Origin of the sequence: Herbidospora sakaeratensis, assembly GCF_001570525.1 — a bacterium.
GTDB lineage: Bacteria > Actinomycetota > Actinomycetes > Streptosporangiales > Streptosporangiaceae > Herbidospora > Herbidospora sakaeratensis.
Genome location: NZ_BBXC01000019.1, coordinates 73,156 through 88,533 on the forward strand (window position 1 = coordinate 73,156; position 15,378 = coordinate 88,533).

Below are 15,378 nucleotides of genomic sequence, written 5' to 3' on the forward strand. Positions count from 1 at the left end.
AGTCCGCGAAGAACGATGCCGTGGGCAGCGAATGAGCATCTGCCCGTCATGAGGCCGTTCATTCCGACCGGATGAGTAACCATCGGAGCTCCGGTCGGAGGGGCTCGCTACGCCAGCGCGAGGACATGACGCCGAGTCGGTGGAGCCCGGTAGATCCCTCGCCTGACATCGCTACTCGACTGCATGCTCTTCCATCCGCTGCCGTGCCACCCAGTCCGTCCTCAACTGACCGAAGGTCTGAAAGATGATCGTGTCGTTCAGGCAAGGAGCGTCTGCCCATCACGCACTCATTCATTCCTGGCAAGGGAACGCTGAAGGCGGCCGTCGCTGCGGAGCCCTCAGATCAAGCAGACGTGATGTGCCACGGGTGCATCGGCCTCAAATTGACCCCAGCTCACTGACCGCCAGTCCAGCGTGGCGGCAGTCTCCGCCAGTGCTTCTGACCTATAGATCCGAGTGACCTATAGATCCGAGCTTCGGAACACCTAGCCTGCGGTCTCAAGCGGCGGGTGGGAAAACCCTCCGGGGGCGAAGAACCCTGCTTGATCTGTTCCACATGACCTAGCAGTAAGAAGTACTACGGAGCAGAGCTGCAGTGAACCGCTCAGCTCCGGCGCTCGAGCAGGCTCGCCATGATCGACGTTTGGCGTCCTCTCGGCTGAACCGAAGGTGTCGACCAACACCATCCTCGCTCAGGGTTTAGGGAGCATCTCGTCCCACCACTACACGAGAGACGTGGACGGTTACCTCTGCCTCTCCCCCCGCTGTGCCGGCGGAGGTCTTAGCTCAAAGCCGATGCAGTCACCGCCACATGGCTGCGAAGGCGCGCCAGCGTGATAGGAGTTACCAGGCGCTAGATCCATTGGTCGGTACTGACTTGATCGAATGCGTGGGCCATGTCGAAACCATCCACTACGCCTGGACAAGCAGTGGCGCAGAGAGGCAGGGATGTTTGGCGAGCGCAGAGTCGAGTTCAAGCTTGAGCGCAAAGGTCGCGCATAGGGCTGCACCTCACCCTGATTGGCATTTGGGCAACCCATCGGCGACGAACTGGTGCTCTGTCCGCCGCGCCCACCGCATGAATTTGTGTCCGCCAGGCCCACCGCATGAACAGGAGTCCGTCGCCTGCGACAACGCGGAACCACGCTAGAACTTGAGACCGCGTCCCTGCATTCCGACGTGCAGGGGTAACAAGACGGCGGCTCCTTGACCGAATGTCTCATGCTCGCGCACTGCAGCCGGCTTGAGGCCGGTCTGCGCGGTACCAGCACCGGGGCGCTCTTTCCTGCCTCCACGCATGCCCGGAAGGAGCAGAGGGAGGACTGGCGCGCAATCCAAGTGATCACAGCACACCCGAGAGTCGCTCTCAGCTGGCGAGGAAGACGATGAGGCAAAGAGCCCGGCCGGTCAAGGCTGTCCGAGAGGGGAGCGCCCCACATGTGTGCGGACGTCCTCGCCGACCCTCTCTCACGCGCCTCCGCTTACCAAGGAGGACGCTGATCGTCTCGGGGATGTTTGGTTCTTCCTTCAGCTCCAACAGAACGGGAGGCTGCTGAAGATCGGCCCTCCTCTCGAACGGCTCGACCCGTGCGGAGAAGAAGACGCGAGATGAAGGAGCGCCTTCCTGTGCCACAGCTATCTGTTGCTCGCCCTAATGTCGCCCGCCCTCTTGGGCGCCGTCACTGACTTGCCGTCGGCCAGCACACGTTTCACGTGAAACATCGCACTGAAGCGCACTGCATTCGACAGGCATCGTGAACGATCGCTCGACTCGGAGCAGGCGCCAGCGAGGGCGATGTCGGACCGTGAGGTCTCAGCACATCGGCACCTACCGCAAATGGCATCGCCGCGTGAGACTCACGGTCGCTAAGCTGCATCACTCATCGACGGCATGCTAGGTAAGCAGATGCCTCTCTCCCCAGAGGTGATGCGTTGGCGGCTGACGATCCGCTGCCTCGATCGTGGTCTGCGCGTCGCCGTGCTGAGGCGCCACTCTTCTATTTTGCAGAGCCGACCGAAGGGCCATCCGGTCGGTGCAGCGGCGCTACGTCGTACGCGCTGGCCGTGGATCAGCGAGCCGGGAACCACGCGGGGAAGAGACGGCTTAGCAAGCCTGCGCGAGAGAAGTACCGCGGATGAGGATGTCATCGACAGCTGTGTGTCCAAGCTCAGGCAAATGGATCCACCGGGAACAGCGACACATCGACCTTGGCAGACACCTAGGCGGGGCCAGCCAGAGCATCAGGCCGGCCCCACCGCAATGTTTCACGTGAAACTAAGCGCCTCATGCGTAGCCGCGATTAGCGCGTCGACGTCTTCCTCGGTCGTGTCGAAGGCCGTCACCCACCGCACGACTCCCCCAGCCCGATCCCAATGCCCGAAGGTGAACCTCTCCATCAGGTACGCGATCGCCTTCTCCGGCAGCACCGGAAACACCGCATTCGACTGAACCTCGTACCGGAACTTCACCACCGAAGCCACCCCGTCAGCCAACCGGTGTGCCATCGCGTTGGCATGCGAGGCGTTCCGCAGCCACAGGTCGCCACGCAGCAAGGCGGTGATCTGAGGGGAGAAGTACCGCATCTTGGAAGCCAGCTGCATGCCCTGCTTACGAAGGAAGAGTGCCCCAGGCAGGAGTTCCGGCCGCAGGACGATCAGCGCTTCCGCCCCCAGGGCGCCGTTCTTGGTCGCGCCGTAGCTGAGGACGTCCACGCCGACAGCGGTCGTGATGTCCCCCAGACCGCAGCCGAGTTCGGCGGCCGCGTTGGCCAGTCGAGCTCCGTCCATGTGGAGGAAGAGGCCGTTCTCATGAACCACCTCCGCCAGCGCCGCGATCTCTTCAGGCGTGTAGACGGTCCCGCACTCGGTCACCTGCGAGATGGACACCACCCGAGGCTGCGACAGGTGCTCGTTGCCGACAGCCCCAAGCTGCGCGAGCACGTCGGCAGGCCGGAGCTTCCCGTCATCCGTCGCCACGGTGAGCAGCTTCGTCCCGAGAACCCGCTCGGCGGCGCCGGCCTCGTTGCCGTTGATGTGGGCACTGGCTGGGCAGATCACCCCGTCGTACGGCCGGAGCATCAACCCCAGCCCCACCACGTTGGCCCCGGTCCCGTTGAACATGGCGTAACCCTGCGCCTGTTCCCCGAAGACCTCCCGGACAGCGCTCTCCATGTCGGCCGTCCAGGGATCGCTGCCATAGGGGAGCGTGTCACCGTCGTTGGCCGCAACGACCGCTGCCATCACCTCGGGATGAACACCCGCATGATTGTCACTACCGAAGCTTTTCGCATGAACCACCCGCCAAGCCTAGGTCAGCGCCCTCCTGGCCCAGACGCCCAGGTCCCGCCAGACCAGGCCCGACGGCGGCCACGAGATCAAAGCGACGTCACACCCTTGTATCGGCTGAGGTGCCTGAAGCTGATCGACTCGAAAGCCTGGAAGGTGGCCATGCATTCCATAGGGGAGTAGACCGTGCTGTTGCGAACGTAGATGAAGAGACCAAGCTGCCTGGGTGCCATCCAGGCGAACCTCCATCGCATATCTGCTCGATGACTCCGCACCTTTGGGAGGAACGTATGCCTACAACGGCGGGGAGCATGTACGGCTGCTGATGACACGTCATCATGCGAGTAGACGGGTCCCGGTCGCTCATCCCGGTCGCTCATCCCGGTCGCTCATCCCGGTCGCTCATCCACGGCTTACGAGACCCGACACAGGAGTACGGCTGAGTGAGCATCGACACCTTGTTGCTGAACGTTAGAGCCGACTCTTCAACCCGCTCGAAATGTTCATGCCCCAACCCGTAGACGACCTCGTCTCATGGCTCCCGGAGAAGCCTTGGTGCTGACATCTTCTGGCGATACGGGAAATCGGCGCTGCAACATCTCATGGGCGGTCTGGCCGACCAGCGAACGTGTCGACACCGCAGGCATACGGTCCCTTGCCCGGCTGCGGCGCCGGTCGGTGGAATTCGTCTTCCAGTCCTTCCATCTGGTGGAGGAGCTGTCGACAGCCGAGGCTTCCTCGACGACGCGACGGCCCTGGAGGTCCGGTCGCATCTCGCGATCTGCGACGCCTGCGGGGAAAGCCTCGCCGGTCTGGCCGCGGTTCGCGAACTCCTCTCGGCGGTGCCGGTGACCGCCATGCCGCTGGGCGTCGCGATGCGGATCGACAGGGCCCTTGAGTCCGAGGCGGAGCGGGGTGGCCTCCGCCTCGTCGAAGCGCCCGACTGAGAGCGGTAGCGGGTGGCCGTCGCCCACGTCCTGGCCAACGAGCCGCTGGTGATGACGGCGGACGAGCTGACTGGTAACCGCGACACCACGGCGACCAACGAGGTGCTGCGTCTGTTCGCCGGGCTGCGCGACATGGGGCAGACCCTCGTATTGGTCACCCATGACGGGCGGATCGCGGTCACTGCCGACCAGCTGATCTCGATGGGCGACGGAGTCGGCCAGGTTCTGCACAACCTCCATCAGCTTCTGAGAGGTCTTCGACAAACCGTCCGGGCCGATTAACCGGGGTGGGCTTCACAGTGTCGCCCGTCTTGGTCACATCGATAGACCACGCCAACCTCAGACGAATCGTCGGTCGACTGAAAGACGATGAACGGCCCTGTGGTTGGTGGACCACGCGTTAATGGTGCAGGTGGACAGCCTGCCAGGGGTCGTCCGGGCGCCGGAGGGATGGGCTGGGCGAATGCGACGAGATCCTGGATTCGCCGGTCGTATCCGAGAGCGAGAGCCGCTGGAAGTCGCACTGACCCCCGCCGCCCACCTCCTGGTCACCGCCCGGAAGGCGACATATGTGCACTAGTACGCACTAGACGCCTTGTGTGGTTTTGTGCGCAGAACGGCCCCTGGCCCCGGTCCTAGCGTGAGCGTCGTCCGGAAAGACGGACGACGAACCACAACGGAGGAAACAGTGCACACGATCGGCAAGCTGCTCGCCGGAACCGTTCTCGCCGGCATCGCAGCCACGGGGGTTGCTATCGCACCGGCCGCCACGGCATCCGCCACCACCGCGTCGACCTCCGCGTCGGCCGCGCAGTACGGCTCCAGCTGGGACCGCTTCGAGCGGGGCGACGGTCGCTTCGACTACCGCTGGGGCAAGAGCGGCGGCCGCTACTGGCTCGACTTCCGCATGTGGGACCGCGACCACAACGACCGTGACTACAGCTTCTTCGACGTCTACTACAAGAACGACGGGAAGTGGTTCTTCTACAAGCGGTACAACACCAAGAGCTTCCTGTCCAAGCACATCGTCTTCGGCAAGCACGTCGACGACTTCCGCGTCCGCGGCGGCTACGGCCACAACGGCAGCTTCGGCTGGGGCGGCTGGCACCACCGCTAAAACGACTCCCACGGGGTGCTGATGTGACAGGCCCGGACCTTCATGGTCCGGGCCTTCGGCATTTCTCCACCGCGTAGAACGATGGCCGATCCGCCGCTTCGGCTGCTCAGGGAGGTCATAGGCGCACCGCTGAGCGAGCGGATGCTTGCCACTCACGCGGCGGATCACCCCATAGAACGCTCAAGCAGCCTCCCCGCCCGCTGCCGGTCTCACCGGCATAGGCTCGGGATCTCGGGTTTCGACTATGAGGTTTCCGCCGAGGTCCCCCTCGATCTGCACATCTCAGATTGTGCGTCTCGGGCCGCCTGCTCGCCACGATCACCCGTTGGGCCGGAGCGTGCGGGTGATCACCACGGCCCCGCCGGCTTCCGGATTTGTGACAACACCCGGCAGACCGTCTCGAGATCTGCCGGAGTCCACCGACGGCCGCATCCTGGAGGCGATCAAGCCTGTCCGGCGGGAACCGGCCTCGGGATGCGCGACGCCACGTGTCCGGATCCCGCCAGGTCCGAAACGGGCGATCAACCCCGGCGTCCCGCCGCAATCTCCAGCAACCCCCGGCAAAGCGCCCCCAGATCCCGTCCAGCCGCCTCAGCCGCCATAGGCAGCAGCGAAGTCTCCGTCATCCCAGGCGCCACATTCACCTCGAGAAACCAAGGCTTCCCGTCGCCATCGACAATCAGGTCAGTCCGCGAAACGTCCCGCAGCCCCAACGCCGAATGCGCCGCCACAGCCATGGCCTCACAAGCCGCCATGGCCTCGTCCCCCAACCGCGCCGGCGCGAAGAACTCGGTCCGCCCCGCCGTATACCGAGCCGCGTAGTCGTAAGCCCCGCCGTCAGGCACGATCTCCACGGGAGGCAACGCCACCGGCCCCTCCCCCAGGTCGACAACCGACACGGCCACCTCAACGCCTTCGATGTACGTCTCGATCAGCGCCGTGTCCCCATAGGCGAAACACCCCACCATCGCCGCCGGCAGTTCCTCGGCCGACCGCACGATGGAAGCCCCAAGCGCCGACCCGCCACGCGAAGGCTTCACGAACAGAGGCAATCCCAGGGAGTCGACGATCCGCGAAAGCACCGCGGAAGCCCCCAGGTCGTGAAATGTCTCCTTGGGGAGGGAAACGGAGTCCGGCGTGTTCAACCCCCACGACCGCACCACGGCCTTGGCGGTCGGCTTGTCGAAAGCCACCCGGCACGCGTCCGGCGCCGCCCCCACGTATGGCACGCCGAGGAGCTCCAGAACGGTCCGGATCGCGCCGTCCTCGCCGGCCCCGCCGTGCAAGGTCACGAAGACCGCGGTGGGCCGGTCGGCGAGGACGGAGGGCACCAGGGACGAGTCGGTGTCGCGGGTCTCCACGTCGACGCCCTGGGCGCGCAACACTTCGGCCACCCGGCGGCCGGACCTGATGGAGACCTCACGCTCGTAGGACAGTCCTCCTGCCAGCACGAGCACGTTCCCGAGATCGCTCATAGCCCGGCCTTTCTCCGATTCTGTACGGCTAGCCCGAACAGGCTAGCCGTACAGAGGATCAGGCGAGGTCTGGACCGGGTGTGTCCACCCCGGAGTGACCGGCCCGGGACCGGGTGCCGAACATCTCCACGGTCCGGAGTTCTTCCTCGATGACGCCGGCCAGGCGGCGGACGCCCTCGCGGATGCGGTCGGGCTGCGGGTAGCAGTAGGACAGGCGCATGTGCCTCGATCCCGAGCCGTCGGCGTAGAAGCCGGTGCCGGGGACGAAGGCGACGCGCTTGTCCACGGCCTGGGGGAGCATGGCCTTGGAGTTGAGGCCCTCGGGGAGGGTCATCCACACGAAGAAGCCGCCGGCCGGTTTGGTCCAGGTGCAGCCCTCGGGCATCAGGGTTTCGAGTGCGCCCAGGAGGGCGTCGCGGCGTTCGCGGTAGAGCTCGCGGAAGGTCTTGATCTGCTCCCGCCACGGCTGGGTCGTCAGGTACTGCCCGACGGCCAGCTGGGTGAAGGTCGAGTGGGACAGGACCGCCGACTCCATCGCCAGCACGAGCTTCTGGCGGATCGCGTGGGGGGCCAGGGCCCAGCCGACCCGGAAGCCGGGTGCCAGGGTCTTCGAGAACGATCCCAGGTAGACCACCCCGTCGGGGTCGTCGGCGCGCAGGGCGCGCAGCGGCTCGCCGTCGAAGCCGAGCAGGCCGTAGGGGTTGTCCTCGACGACCAGGATGCCGGCCTTCTGGCAGATCTCCAGGACCTGGCGGCGGCGGACCAGGTTGAGGGTCACGCCGGCCGGGTTCTGGAAGGTCGGGATCGTGTAGAGGAACTTGATGCGCTGGCCGGAGGCCTGGAGCGCGTAGATCGTCTGCGCCAGGGACTCGGGAATGAGGCCCTGGTCGTCCATGGCGATGTGGACGACCTTGGCCTGGTAGGCCGAGAAGGTGCCCAGGGCGCCGACGTAGGACGGACCTTCGGCGAGGACGATGTCGCCGGGGTCGACGAAGATGCGGGTGATCAGATCGAGCGCCTGCTGCGAGCCCACCGTGACGACGACGTCGTCGGCGCCCGCGTCGATGCCCTCCATGCGCATGACCTCGCAGATCTGCTCGCGCAGTGCGGGGTCACCCTGGCCCGAGCCGTACTGCAGGGCTTCGGGACCGCGGCGGTTGACGAGGTCGGCGACCAGTTCGCCGACCACGTCGAGGGGGAGCGCCGTGACGTAGGGCATGCCGCCGGCGAGGGAGACCACTTCCGGCCTCGATGCGACGGCGAACAGAGCTCGGATCTCGGAGGCGACCATCCCGGTAGCTCGTGCGGCGTACCGATCGACGTAGGCATCGATGCGTGACCCGTGGGTCGCGGGTGTCCGACCGTGATCCGTCTCATTCGTCACGGTCCACCTCCGTTTCATAGGCGTTAATTCAGAGGGTAAGGCAGCCGGGTGAACGGTCCGCAATCGGTATCAGCATGAGAGAAGGGCCGTGTGCTGCGCGCCGAATTCCTGTTCGGACCGGGAGCACCGGCTACTATTCCAGCAAAACTGCCGGGACCAATGCCGGGAATAGGGGCGTCACGTGTCGCGTCGGCTGGCCAGCATCACGCTCGACAATCTTGATGACCTGCCGCGCAGGTGTCGTAATTGCGTGTTCTGGGAGCTCGACCCCATGGGGGGCGAGCGGGCCGCGCAGGCCGGGGAGCCGAGCCTCGAGAAGGAGGCGTGGGTCTCCGCCACGCTGCTCGAATGGGGTTCCTGCGGCAAGATCGCCTATGTCGACGGGGTGGCCGCGGGCTTCGTCCTGTACGCGCCGCCGCTATACGTGCCGCGATCGGTCGCCTTCCCCACGTCGCCGGTGAGTTCCGACGCGGTGCTGCTGATGACCGCCCACATCATTCCGGAGTTCTCCGGCGGCGGGCTGGGGCGCATGCTCGTGCAGGGCGTGGCGAAAGATCTGACCCGCCGGGGTGTACGCGCCATCGAGGCGTTCGGCGACCTGAAATGGGAGCAGCCGGGGGCGTGCGTGATGCCGGCCGATTATCTGCTGTCGGTGGGCTTCAAGACGGTCCGCCCGCATCTGCGCTTCCCCCGCCTGCGGCTGGAGCTGAAGACCGCCGTCTCGTGGCGTGAGGACGTCGAGGTGGCTCTGGAACGGCTGCTCGGCTCCATGAGCCCCGAACGGGCGCTCCGGCCCGTCTGAAACGATCTGAGAGCCGTACAGGCCCAAAGAAGAAGCCCTCCCCGGAGGGAGGGCTTCCGAAACTAGATGACGCCGTCGAGTTCGCGGAGCAGCATCGCCTTCGGCTTGGCGCCGATGATCTGCTTGACGACCTCGCCGCCCTTGTAGACGTTCATCGTCGGGATCTGCAGGATCCCGTAGTCGCGGGCGATGTCGGGGTTCTCGTCGATGTTGAGCTTCACGACGGTCAGCTTGTCGGCGTGCTCGTTGGCGATCTCCTGCAGGATCGGCGCGACCTGGCGGCACGGCCCGCACCACTCGGCCCAGAAGTCGACGATGACGGGCTTGTCGCTCTGCAGGACCTCGGACGCGAAGTCCTTGGTGGTGACGTTCTTGACGGTGCCCACGATGGCTCTCCTTGTGTTGGGTGGGAACTATTCCTGGTCGGTGAGCCAGCGCTCCGCGTCGAGCGACGCGGCGCAGCCGGTGCCCGCTGCGGTGATGGCCTGGCGGTAGGTGTGGTCGACGACGTCGCCACAGGCGAACACGCCGGGGATGTTGGTCTTGGTGGTGGGCGCCTCGACCTTGATGTAGCCCTCGTCGTCGAGGTCGATCTGGCCCGCCACGATCGTGCTGCGCGGGTCGTGGCCGATCGCCAGGAACAGGCCGGTCGCGTCGACGGTCGACTCCTCGCCCGTCTTGACGTTGCGGACCCGCACGCCGGCGACCTTGGCCTCGCCCAGGACGTCGACGACCTCGCTGTCCCAGAGGAAGCGGATCTTCTCGTTGTTGAACGCCCGCTCCTGCATGATCTTGCTGGCGCGTAGCTCGTCGCGGCGGTGCACGACGGTGACCGACCGGGCGAACCGGGTCAGGAAGGTGGCCTCCTCCATGGCGGTGTCGCCGCCGCCGACGACCACGATGTCCTGGTCGCGGAAGAAGAAGCCGTCACAGGTGGCACACCAGGAGACGCCCTTGCCGGACAGCCGCTTCTCGTTGACCAGGCCGAGCTCGCGGTAGCCGGAGCCGGTGGCCAGGATGACCGACTTGGCGTAGTAGGTGTCGGTGTAGGTCTTGACGACCTTGGGGTTGGCGTTCAGGTCGACCTCGACGACGTCGTCGGCGACGAGTTCGGCGCCGAACCGCTCGGCCTGCTTGCGCAGGTTGTCCATGAGGTCGGGGCCCATGATGCCGTCGGGGAACCCGGGGAAGTTCTCCACGTCGGTGGTGTTCATGAGGGCGCCGCCGGCGGTCACCGAACCCTCGAAGACCAGTGGACGTAGATCGGCTCGGGCGGAATAGACGGCCGCCGTGTAGCCGGCCGGGCCCGACCCGATGATGATCACGTTACGGACGTCGCTCAACGCTCTGCCTCTCCTTCAAGCTCTGCACGGGCGTCAACAGATCCTAGGCGTCGGCGATTCCCGCCACACATGACGAAGGCCCCGCGGCATTCCGCGGGGCCTTCGATCAGCAGAAACTCAGTTCCAGGTCGCGAGACCCTCGGGACGCAGGTTGTGGCAGTCGGGGCCGACCACGACCACGCGGACCGCGTTGATCGTCTTGTCCTCCCAGAAGGCCATGATCGTGGCGTCCTGGCCGTTGTAGAAGGCCTGGTCGACCGCTATCGGCTGGCGGTCGAGCTCGTTGGCCTTGTGGGCCACGCACTTGTCGGTCTGCGCGTCGGTGTTGGTACCGGTGCCGGGCTCGGGACCGAAGTAGCCGAGCAGGGGGCCGTTCAGCTCGCGCGAGGTGTAGTTGTGCCCGCTGGCCCGCACGGCCCAGGCCGACTCGGCCGTCTTCAGCGGCGACTTCTCGGGCGAGACGGCCGGTCCGGCCACGGTGACGCCTCCGTCACCCGATCCGGACGCCACGATCTGCGTGGCCAGGCCCACTCCGCCGAACACCACGGCCGCCGCGGCGGCGGCCGCGACCGGCATCGCCCAAGCGCGGCCGCGAGTCTTCTTCCGGCGAGCTGCCAGCGGCACCACGGGCGCGGTCGGCGCCGGCTCGACCGGCTGCTCCCAGGGCGAGTCCTTCATGATCTCGTCCCAGTCGGGCGTCTCGACGAGGCGGAGGCCACCCCGCTCCGCCTCGGACTCAAGGGCCCTGTCGATCCGCATCGCGACGCCCAGCGGCATGGCGGTCACCGGCACCGCCGAGAGGAGTTCGCGAACCGCGGCCAGACCGGCGAGGCTTTCCCCGCAGGCGTCGCAGATCGCGAGATGCGACCGGACCTCCAGGGCCGTCGCGTCGTCGAGGAGGCCCTCGGCGAGTTCGGCCAGGATCTCCAGGTCGTAGTGCGTGTCACCCGTCACGAAGTTGTGCTCCCTTCGGGGATGAGACGCGAGTGAGGTCGGTTCGGTTCCGCAGATGGGAAAGAATCGGGGCAAGTTTCGCGCGCCCCCGCGCACAACGACTCTTCACCGTTCCGGCCGGTACGTCCAGTACGGCGGCGGCGTCCTCGACCGAGTAGCCCATCATGTCGACGAGCACCAGAGCGGCCCGCTGGTCGGCCGGCAGCAGCTTGAGCGCGGCCGTGACCTCGAGAGACACCTCGCGCTCGGCGGTCTGGTCGGGCAGCGGCATGTCGCGTTCGGCGGCCTCGATGAGCTCGTCGTCGGCGACGGGCCGGACCGATTTCCGGCGCATACGGTCAAGACAGGCGTTCACCACGATGCGGTGCAGCCACGTGGTGACGGCGGCGTCGCCCCGGAAGCTCTCGGCCTTGCGGTAGGCGGACACGAAGGCGTCCTGCACCGCGTCGGCGGCCTCGTCGGGGTCGCCGAGCGTCCGCAGGGCGACGGCCCACATGCGGTCGCGATGGCGCTTGACGATCTCGCTGAACGCCGTGGTGTCGCCCTCGATGTGACGGGTCAGCAAATCGGCATCACTCAGCGCCGGCCGACCGGAGAGGTCGGTCGGTGGGGGTATGTCTGGCGGCGAGGTCACTGGTCTGCCGATCCCGAGGGGTTCACGTGCACGATGGTGCCACCATACTTCCCTCTGCGAACGGCAAAGCGCGTAAACCAGATCAAACCGGCCTGCTTCTATGGCAGGTTCAGAGCGCGAGCCACGGTCGGCCTCCGGCCGCCCGCGTCTCGCGTCATTCCTTCACTCCCAGAAGCTTCACGTCGCGGATCATGGTCCGGTAGCCGTTGTTGTGCGGGGGCAGCTCGGTGAACCACACGAGCAGGTAGCGGGTGGGCGACGAGCCGTTGAGGTCGAAGGTCACCTTGCCGCTGACGTCTTTGCGGGTGAGGAAGGTCTTGAGGCTCTCGGGCGCGGGAGAGGCGCCGGTACGCAGCTCGACCGTCCCGCCGGAGGCGCCGAAGTCGATCACCGCCTGGGTCAGCCGGGTCTCCTTGCCCAGGTCGAGCAGCAGGCCGACGCCGTCTTTGAGGCGGCCGAAGTCGGGGCCGCCGTAGGTCTCGGAGTGCCAGTCGGTGGTGGCCGAGCCGTCGATGGCCAGGGCGGCCAGCTCGTTGCGCTCCTCGCCGTCGCCGAGAGGGTCGAAGCCGGTCGCGCCGGAGATCTTCACCTCGGCGGGCTTGCCCGCCGCCTGGCCCTCTTCGGCCGTGGCGCTCGGGGCGGCGCTGGGGACGGCGGGCTCGGTGCCCAGGCTCTTGCCGAGCGTCCAGGCGCCGACGCCGACCACGACCATGGCCAGCAGCACCACCACGGTCAGCAGGAACCGCGACAACATGGGGGAGCGGCGCGGCGCCGGGCGGTGGATCATCGGCGGCATCGGCGGCCGGCCGCCGATCGTGTCGACCGGCTCGGAGCGCAGCTCGACGGCCGGGGGCAGGGTCGAGACGGAGGCGGGGGCCGGGCGGGGCACCTCGGCCAGGGCCTCGGCGACCTCCATCGGGGAGTCCATCGGCTCGACCGACTTGCGCAGGCCGAGGATGCGCGAGGTGATCGTGTCGAGGTAGTTGGGCACACCCGCGGTGACCTGGCGCGGGGTGCAGTAGTGGTCGTCGTCGAGGGGGGCCTCGGGCAGGCCGCAGTCGTCGTCGGGCGAGGGCCAGTGGCCGGTGAGGGCGGCGTACAGGAGACGGCCGAGACCCTCGGCGTCGGCCTGGGCGCGTTCTTCTTCGGTGAGGTTGTCGGCGATGTCGAGGATCGCGGCGTCGACGCCGACCCCGAGGACCTTCACGGTGTTGCCGGAGGTCCACATCAGCCGGTTGGGGGCCAGGTTGAGGTGGGCCAGGCCGTGTTCGTGGGCGTGGGCGATGGCCTCGGCGGCCTCGGCGACCAGGGCGGCGCCGCGTTCGGCTTCCAGCGGGCCGGCCGCGAGCAGGTCGAGCAGCGACTCGCCGGAGACCCACTCGCTGACGACGTAGGCGACGCCGTCTTCGTCGGCGGCGTCGAAGACCTGGGTGAGGCGGGGGTCGGTGAGGCGGGAGGCGGCTCGCGCGGCGATGACCACCTCGTGCTGGCGTTCGAAGTCGGGAGCGAAGGTGTGCACGGCCACCGGCCGGGCCAGCACTTCGTCGATGGCCTTCCAGAAGGTGGCGCCGGACGACTCGTTCACCCGGTCTTCCAGCCGGAATCGATCAGCGAGACGGGTTCCGGGTTCGACAGTGGACATGCTCACGCCGCCGCTCCCAAGAACGGCAGCCGACTCCGGGTGGATCCGCCCACACCTGCTCGCTTCCGCTCGACCTTCCACTGTGGCGCACCATGCTAGTGCCGCGCCGGTCTTGCCCGCCTTCCCCTTCGGAGTCGCATCAACCGGACCTTAAGCCCCGTTGGCACGGAAACCGTTAGCGTCCTACCCGTCTCGTCACCATTCCAATGATGGACCGCACTTCCTGGATGCCCAGACGGTGCGCGAGCGCGAGGTAGACGCCGAGCGCGAGACCGCCGCCGACGACGAGCACGACCAGCGAGCTGAGCACGGTCACCTCGGCGATCCGCACGCTCGCCCACAACACCGCCAGCGCCACGAGGGCGGCCGGGATCGCCGCGAGGTACATGCGCATCAGTCCCGAGGCGACGGCCCGCCCGCCGAGTCCGCCGACCCGCCGCGACGCCAGCACCCACGTGAGGACGCACGCCAGAACGTACGTCACAGTGAACGAACCCGCCAAACCCATGACAACCAGGTCGGGTGGGACAGTGAAGTACAAAGTAAGACCGATCGCTGCGTTGACCAGCACGTTCGCCCCCGCGATCACCGCCGGAGTACGGGTGTCCCCGAAACTGTAGAAAACCCGCAGCAGCAATTGGAAGACCGAGAACGGCACCAGCGCGAGGCCGAACACCTGGAGCACGTTGCCGATGTAGATCGCCTGCTCGACCGAGACCGCCCCCCGGCCGAAGATCAGCACCGTCACCGAGGGGCCGAGCACCATCAGCAACAACCCGGCGGGCACGATCAGCGCGCTGACGGTCCTGACCCCGCCCGCGAACTCCTCGCGGGCCGAGGCGAAGTCCTTGTCGTGCACGAAACGGCTCAGCCGGGGGAGCAGGGCGGTGATCACCGAGACCGCGATGATCCCGTACGGCAGCTGGAAGAGCTGGAAGGCGTAGGAGTAGGGCGTGAGGCCGCGGCCGTGCACCCCCTCCTCCGCGGCGGCGGCGCCGGCCCCGACGGCCAGGTTGGTGGTGATCACGAAGCCGACCTGGTTGATCACCGTGAAGGCCAGCGCGCCCGCGCCGAGCCGGGCCATCTCCCCCAGGCCCGCGTTGCGCAGGTCGAACCTCGGCCGGAACCGCACCCCGGCCCGCAGCAGCGAGACGACCAGCACGAACGCCTGGGCCACGATGCCGGCCGTGGTGCCGAGTCCGAGCAGCACCAGATCGGCGTGGGTGACCTGGCCGATCTCCGACGGGCCGTCGCTCAGCAGGTAGGCCGCCGCGACGCCGATGACCACGACGTTGTTGAGCACCGGGGCCCACATCGGGGCGGCGAACCGGTCGCGGGCGTTCAGGATGGCCCCGGCCACGGCGCCCACGCCGAAGAAGGCGATCTGGGGGAGGATGAACTGGGCCATCGTCACGGCCGCCGCGACACCCTCGGGGGGGAGCTTGTCGGCGTACAGGAGCACGAGGGGCCGGGCCAGCACGACCGCGATGATCGCGACGGCGGTGAGGCCGAAGGCGGCGACGGTCAGCAGCCGCTGTTCGTAGGCGGCTCCCCCGTCGGCGTCGATCTTCTGCCGCCGCACGATCGCCGGCACCACCACGCTGCTCAGCACGCCGGTGATCAGCAGGTCGAGCAGCACGAAGGGGATCGTGTAGGCCACGTTGTAGGCGTCGCCGAGGATCGCCGTGCCGATGGCGGAGGCCAGGATGGCGGTCCGCAGGAAACCGGTCACACGGGACACCAGCGTGCCCGCCGCCATGATCGCGCTCGCGCGCAGCATCCGGCTCATCGATCA

General features: G+C 67.2%; 12 protein-coding genes. 3 read left to right on the forward strand and 9 right to left on the reverse strand.

Annotated elements, in window-relative coordinates; genetic code table 11:
• Positions 1-2,265 precede the first annotated feature (2,265 nt).
• Entirely contained in the window at positions 2,266-3,297 is a 1,032-nt protein-coding gene (locus tag AW271_RS29715; protein ID WP_245653270.1) for a threonine aldolase family protein, read from the reverse strand.
• Positions 3,298-4,244: 947 nt separating this feature from the next.
• Between AW271_RS29715 and AW271_RS29720 the strand changes: the two genes are divergently transcribed.
• Together AW271_RS29720 and AW271_RS29725 are read left to right on the forward strand one after the other, a co-directional pair.
• Entirely contained in the window at positions 4,245-4,514 is a 270-nt protein-coding gene (locus tag AW271_RS29720) for a P-loop NTPase family protein (RefSeq protein WP_062340919.1), read from the forward strand.
• Between the two features lie 406 nt (positions 4,515-4,920).
• Entirely contained in the window at positions 4,921-5,349 is a 429-nt protein-coding gene (locus AW271_RS29725; RefSeq protein ID WP_062340920.1) for a hypothetical protein, read from the forward strand.
• 521 nt (positions 5,350-5,870) lie between these two features.
• Here the strand turns inward: AW271_RS29725 and AW271_RS29730 are convergent.
• A complete protein-coding gene (locus AW271_RS29730) occupies positions 5,871-6,824 on the reverse strand; it encodes a D-alanine--D-alanine ligase family protein (RefSeq protein WP_062340921.1) in 954 nt (317 codons plus the stop codon).
• A gap of 58 nt (positions 6,825-6,882) precedes the next feature.
• Positions 6,883-8,226 (reverse strand): aminotransferase-like domain-containing protein, encoded by a 1,344-nt coding sequence (locus AW271_RS29735; RefSeq protein ID WP_083977449.1) that lies wholly within the window; start codon positions 8,224-8,226, stop codon positions 6,883-6,885.
• Between the two features lie 232 nt (positions 8,227-8,458).
• On the opposite strand from AW271_RS29735, the gene AW271_RS29740 reads away from it, so the two are divergent.
• The gene (locus AW271_RS29740; RefSeq protein WP_245653271.1) at positions 8,459-9,010 is read left to right on the forward strand and encodes a GNAT family N-acetyltransferase; all 552 of its coding nucleotides are present in this window, start codon (positions 8,459-8,461) and stop codon (positions 9,008-9,010) included.
• 62 nt (positions 9,011-9,072) lie between these two features.
• Here AW271_RS29740 and trxA read toward each other — a convergent pair whose 3' ends face one another.
• The 6 genes from trxA to murJ form a co-directional block, all read right to left on the reverse strand.
• Positions 9,073-9,396 carry a thioredoxin gene (gene trxA, locus AW271_RS29745; protein WP_030452614.1) on the reverse strand — a complete coding sequence of 108 codons (324 nt, stop codon included), beginning with the start codon at positions 9,394-9,396 and terminating at the stop codon, positions 9,073-9,075.
• Between the two features lie 27 nt (positions 9,397-9,423).
• Entirely contained in the window at positions 9,424-10,353 is a 930-nt protein-coding gene (gene trxB / locus AW271_RS29750) for a thioredoxin-disulfide reductase (protein WP_062340924.1), read from the reverse strand.
• 117 nt (positions 10,354-10,470) lie between these two features.
• The gene (locus AW271_RS29755; protein ID WP_062340925.1) at positions 10,471-11,307 is read right to left on the reverse strand and encodes an RsmA family anti-sigma factor; all 837 of its coding nucleotides are present in this window, start codon (positions 11,305-11,307) and stop codon (positions 10,471-10,473) included.
• Positions 11,297-11,941 carry an RNA polymerase sigma factor SigM gene (gene sigM / locus AW271_RS29760; RefSeq protein WP_062340926.1) on the reverse strand — a complete coding sequence of 215 codons (645 nt, stop codon included), beginning with the start codon at positions 11,939-11,941 and terminating at the stop codon, positions 11,297-11,299. Before sigM ends, AW271_RS29755 begins: the two co-directional genes overlap by 11 nt.
• Before the next feature lie 154 nt (positions 11,942-12,095).
• Positions 12,096-13,583 carry a protein kinase family protein gene (locus tag AW271_RS29765; RefSeq protein WP_063818161.1) on the reverse strand — a complete coding sequence of 496 codons (1,488 nt, stop codon included), beginning with the start codon at positions 13,581-13,583 and terminating at the stop codon, positions 12,096-12,098.
• Between the two features lie 175 nt (positions 13,584-13,758).
• On the reverse strand, positions 13,759-15,372 hold the full coding sequence (gene murJ, locus AW271_RS29770; protein ID WP_062340928.1) for a murein biosynthesis integral membrane protein MurJ: 1,614 nt from the start codon (positions 15,370-15,372) through the stop codon (positions 13,759-13,761).
• Positions 15,373-15,378 lie beyond the last annotated feature (6 nt).

Coding starts and splice junctions, on each gene's coding strand:
- murJ (WP_062340928.1), bottom strand. CDS start 15,372: ATGAGCCGGATGCTGCGCGCGAGCGCGATCATGGCGGCGGGCACGCTG.
- AW271_RS29735 (WP_083977449.1), bottom strand. CDS start 8,226: ATGAAACGGAGGTGGACCGTGACGAATGAGACGGATCACGGTCGGACA.
- AW271_RS29765 (WP_063818161.1), bottom strand. CDS start 13,583: ATGTCCACTGTCGAACCCGGAACCCGTCTCGCTGATCGATTCCGGCTG.
- AW271_RS29730 (WP_062340921.1), bottom strand. CDS start 6,824: ATGAGCGATCTCGGGAACGTGCTCGTGCTGGCAGGAGGACTGTCCTAC.